Below are 4447 nucleotides of genomic sequence, written 5' to 3' on the forward strand. Positions count from 1 at the left end.
TACCCTGCTGACCGGGCAGAGCCAATCGCTGGTGATCGAAAACAATCCCGGAGTCATGACTCCGGAGGAGATTGCCGAACGCTTCAGCGCTTTGCAGGCGCTCAAGACCCATCCGCGTGATCAGCAAGTCAACAGTGCCCTGATGGCCAGACTGGAGCGCCTGTACCAGGAGAGCCTGGGCGATCTGCGAGAGCATGTAGGGGTGTTGGCCGGGCATTTTTCTGCGGTGCTCGAGCGTCAGGACGAGCGCGAGATCCGTGAGGCGCGCGCGGAACTCCTGACGCGTCTGGATAGCATCGAGAGCGGTTACTGACATGCACCCCTGGACCCTGTTGGGGCTGAGCGCGGATGCTGACGTACGTAGCATCAAGCGACGTTATGCCCAGTTGCTGAAAGACACCCGGCCTGACGACGACGCGGACGCCTTCCAGCGCCTTCGCCGCGCGTATGAGCTGGCTCTGGACATTGCCCAGCGTGGTGACGGCGCCGCCGTCCCCGCGCCGCCTTCCGAATTCGTGCCGCCTCGGCAGGAAGCCGCTGCCGAGGCGGAACAGGCGAGCCTGCATGAGCCGATCGCTCGTCTTGTCGAGGCGTCCCCCTCACTGGACGCGGCATTGCAGCAGGCAGCTGATTTGCAGCTTGAGCGAGAGTTGCAGCTGTATTTGCTCGCACGCTGCAATTCTCTGGATGAGAAGGGCTGTGAAATCCTTCGCTGGGCCATGGCGCGGCTGCACTGGTTGTCGCCCTGGCAAGCCGACTACCTGCCGCAGCTCCAGCTGGAGCTACTGGCTGACAGGTGGCTCGCCCAGGAGCTCCAGGTGGCGGCGGCTCTGCTGCAGGCGGGAACGGAGCGGTCTGTTCTGGATCATCTGGTCGAACTGGCCCGTAGCGAGTGGTTGCGGCCATTCGAGCGCAATCTGCAGTTTCAGGAAGGCGTGCTACGTCTGCTTGAGCAGAATGAGCAGTGGTCTCCTGCTTTCTTCGAGCGGCTGGCGGACCGCTTGGGATGGGTTGAGGAACAGGGGCGGTTGCCTTGTCCGCTCGATCGCTGGGAGCGCCTGAACAGGCGTTGTGAGTACCAGGCGGTGAAGCAGCGCTTGCTCAAGCACTTGAACGAGAAGTGGCCCCCGAGTGCAGAGCAGCGCGCCGCCTGGCTTCTGCTCAAGCCCATGACGTCGATCGAGCGACGTCTCCTGGTCGACCGTTTCGTCGAGGAGGATTGGTGGGCCTGCGAAGCGCTCGATGGGCGGCTCAGGCAGGACTACCCCGAGCTGCCCGCACAGCTTGGCGCTACTGCCTGGCAGAGCTGGCAGGATTGGCGCCCACGGCGCTGGGCCTCGGCTGCGGCTTGCTATGCCTGGCTGTTGCTCTTCGCTGCCATGCTGCTGGGGATGTTGTACGGCAATGATCCGCTTCAGATTGCGGGGCATGGCAAGGGGCTGCAAGGCGCTGTGGTGGCGAACCTGATGTCCAGTCTGGCCATTGTCGGGCTGCTCGCCAGCCTGGTCAGGGGATGGAGCAGGCTGACGCGGTTCATGCTGTGGGCTGAGCTTCCCTTGAGTCGCTTGCTGCTGCCAGCGACCTGGCATGCTGATGGCTCTGGCATGCTGGTCTTGCGTCATTGTGTACCCGCCGCCGCGCTGGCCAGCCTCGTTGCGCTGTTCGACCCCTGGACGGGTGGATGGGCCTTTGCGCTTGCTGTGTTCGCCCTGGCGCTGCTGTTTCTCGGCCACGTCTGCAGCGGCAAATCGCCCTGGCCGGGTTCGCTCAAGGGCGTCAGTGACATGTTCAAGGTCGACTACAGTCGCAAGGCGGAGTGGTGAGTTCGATGCTGCCCAGCGATATGTTCGACCTCGATGCCGGGACCGACGTCAGGAGCGTCAAGCGCCGCTACGCCCAATTGCTCAAGCAGTTTCGTCCTGAGGATGACCCGGAGGCATTTCAGCGTCTGCGTGATGCTTACGAACAGGCCCTTGAGTGGGTCAGCCGCGGTCAGGGCGCGTCCACGCCAGTACTGGAAAAGGCAACGGACGCGACTTCGGATATCACGCTGCCGCGTTCCAGCCTTGAGCCGGCGGGGGAGCCGGATTGCGCCGAAGCGAAAAGGGTGCGTGCTTTGCCCGATACCTGTGGGTCGATGTCAGAGGCATTGGCACAGGCACGTGAGATGCATCAGGAGGAGGTGTTGCAGCTCGAGTTGCTGCGCCGCAGTCAGTTGTCTGGTGCGAGGGCGATCGAACTCATCAGATGGGCCGTCGAACACCTGAATTGGCTGACACCGTGGCAGCCCCATTATCTTCCGGCCACCGCCATGGCCCAGCTGGCGCAGCGCCTGCTCGAGCACGAGCTGACCCTGCTCTGGGAGCAATTGCCTACGGTCACCGAAGCCGTACTCTATGAAAACGTCGAGGCGCTGGCGTGTCAGAAATGGATGCAGCCCCTCGAGCTCAACAGTCAGTTGCAGCAGGGCCTGATTGCCGTGCTGGAGTGTTACCAGCACGGCTCACCTGATCTGCTCAGGCAGATGTCGGCATTGTTTGGCTGGAACGACAGGGATGGATTCCTGCCTTGTGACCCTGAGCGCTGGGAGCGCCTGGCTGACCACCTCGCTTATACCTCCATGTGGAAAACCTTGTTGAGTCAGCTTGCGCTGCCGTCACCGCAGCAGCCGAAAGAGCGCGCGTGCTGGTTCCTGTTCAAACCCATGAGCGATGCGAAGCGCCGGAAGATGGCCGACCGCTTCGAACCGGCCGACTGGGCTGCCTGCGAGCACCTGGCACGTGAGGTCGAACGACGCCAGCCGCACATTCCGCAGCGCATGGGAGTCGAATACGTTGCCAACTGGCGCCAGTGGAGACACCAGGACTGGGGCGGCTGGGCCATCCTGTATGCCTGGCTGATCATCTCGGTAGTGTTGATGGTCGATCAGCTGCACCAGGCGCAGTCGGGAGGTGAGACTTCGATGTATCAGGGGCTGGCGCTCGCTCTGATCGCCAGTAGCTTCATGACGGTCATTCTGAGCCAGCTGAGGCGGGCATGGGCGTGGTTGGCACGTGAGTTGGCTCATCCGGATGTATGGGGAAGCCGCTTTCTTGTCCCGCCCGCGATGTTCAGGCAAGGCTCCGGACTGCTGATGTTGCGGCATGTCATGCCGGCGGCTGTTTTCGCCGTGCTGGTCAGTGCCTGGGCGCAGCACGCCCCCATGGCCATCACGCTGCTGTTGGGCACGCTGGTGTTTGTAGCCAGTCTCTGTTTTCTGCACCGGGTGACGCGAGGGGCCCTGCCTTACGCGTGGCTGATCCCCGTCGCACGCCTGGTCAGTGTCATCAACTGGAAGATGTTTCTGCTCTGGCTGGTGATTATCGTGGGGGGCGTGTTGTTGGCGCGCCTGGCCGGCCCGAATGCGCTCAAGCGCCAAGCCATGCCCGCAGACCCTCTGACCGCGTGCAGCCGACCGGTAGGTGAGCAGCAGCAGAGGGATTGCGAGTGGGCCGAGAAGAAACTTCGTGAACTCATGGCGAAGTCGAGGGCCGCCGATTGATCTCGTATCGGCCTTCAGGCCGGCAGAGCGTTTACAGGCGTCTGCCGTTGCCCGTTCACAGGTTGTCCGGCTCATCCTCCCGGATAAATGGTGTGGGGACCTGAGCCGTCAGCCAGACGCCATTCTCCGCATGGAAGAAGGTGAAGCCCTGTTGGTGCATGCGTCGGGCCTCGATCTTCAGTAGCACAGGCTTGCCATAACGCTGGCCGACTGCAATGGCGGTTGCGATCTCCTGTGACAGATGCACATGGTGGCGTGCGCCTGGGATCAAGCCCTGTTGCCTGATCGACTGCAGAAAGCGTGTGGCCGTGCCGTGGTAGAGGAACTCCGGTGGTTCCTTTTCCACGTGCTGCAGGTTCACGCTTGCGGTCGAGTGTCCCTGCACGGCACGTATGCTCAGCCCGTCATCAGAGAGGCTGAAGCGCTTCTTGTCGCTGCTGCTGACCACCGTCCGGATCAGGGCTATATCCAGCACCCGCCCATCCCTGGCGGCGCCAGCTATCAATGATTCAATGTTCGCCCAGCCCTCGCAATCGAGCTGCAGGCCGATTGCCTGCGGCTCATGCCTGAGCACATAGCTGAGGAACTTGCTGGTCTCTTTGAGTCGCTTGGTATCCATACTGTTCGTTGTCTCTGGGGGCGTGGGCACGAGGTCGGACGGTCCGTTCGTTGTGCCATTGTCTCTGTGAGTGCAGCAGCGTCTCGCTGGGCGGGCGCTCATTCCCCCGCCAGCGACGACTCCTCCCGTGGGTCGGCCAGGATGAAGCTGTCACCGGTCACTGCGGTGATGCGTGCCGTGCCCAGGTTGAGCAACTGCCACTGCCATTCCCCGTAGCGCGTGCGCAAGGTGCCGTGCGCCTGGCAGGGGCCGTAGAGGTACCAGTCGTGTTCCTGGCGCGGGGTGAT

At 62.7% G+C, this 4447-nt stretch carries 4 protein-coding genes and 1 pseudogene; 3 read left to right on the forward strand and 2 right to left on the reverse strand.

Annotation, left to right across the window (positions count from 1 at the left end; all coding sequences use genetic code 11):
• From J0A65_RS21565 to J0A65_RS21575, 3 genes and pseudogenes are all read left to right on the forward strand, one after another.
• Positions 1 to 313 (forward strand): annotated as a pseudogene (locus J0A65_RS21565) (molecular chaperone HscC); the annotation flags it as partial.
• A gap of 1 nt (position 314) precedes the next feature.
• Complete coding sequence (locus J0A65_RS21570; RefSeq protein WP_206596392.1) at positions 315 to 1823, forward strand: J domain-containing protein; 1509 nt, start codon at positions 315 to 317, stop codon at positions 1821 to 1823.
• A 5-nt stretch (positions 1824 to 1828) separates the two neighbouring features.
• Positions 1829 to 3541: a hypothetical protein gene (locus J0A65_RS21575; protein ID WP_206596393.1), complete on the forward strand. Its 1713-nt coding sequence runs from the start codon at positions 1829 to 1831 to the stop codon at positions 3539 to 3541.
• 55 nt (positions 3542 to 3596) lie between these two features.
• On the opposite strand, the gene J0A65_RS21580 is transcribed toward J0A65_RS21575, so the two are convergent.
• Together J0A65_RS21580 and J0A65_RS21585 are read right to left on the reverse strand one after the other, a co-directional pair.
• Positions 3597 to 4160: an RNA 2'-phosphotransferase gene (locus tag J0A65_RS21580; RefSeq protein ID WP_206596394.1), complete on the reverse strand. Its 564-nt coding sequence runs from the start codon at positions 4158 to 4160 to the stop codon at positions 3597 to 3599.
• Positions 4161 to 4258: 98 nt separating this feature from the next.
• On the reverse strand, positions 4259 to 4447 hold a 189-nt coding region (locus J0A65_RS21585; RefSeq protein WP_206596395.1), incomplete at its 5' end, for a hypothetical protein.

Source organism: Bowmanella yangjiangensis (assembly GCF_017255015.1).
Lineage (GTDB): Bacteria > Pseudomonadota > Gammaproteobacteria > Enterobacterales > Alteromonadaceae > Bowmanella > Bowmanella yangjiangensis.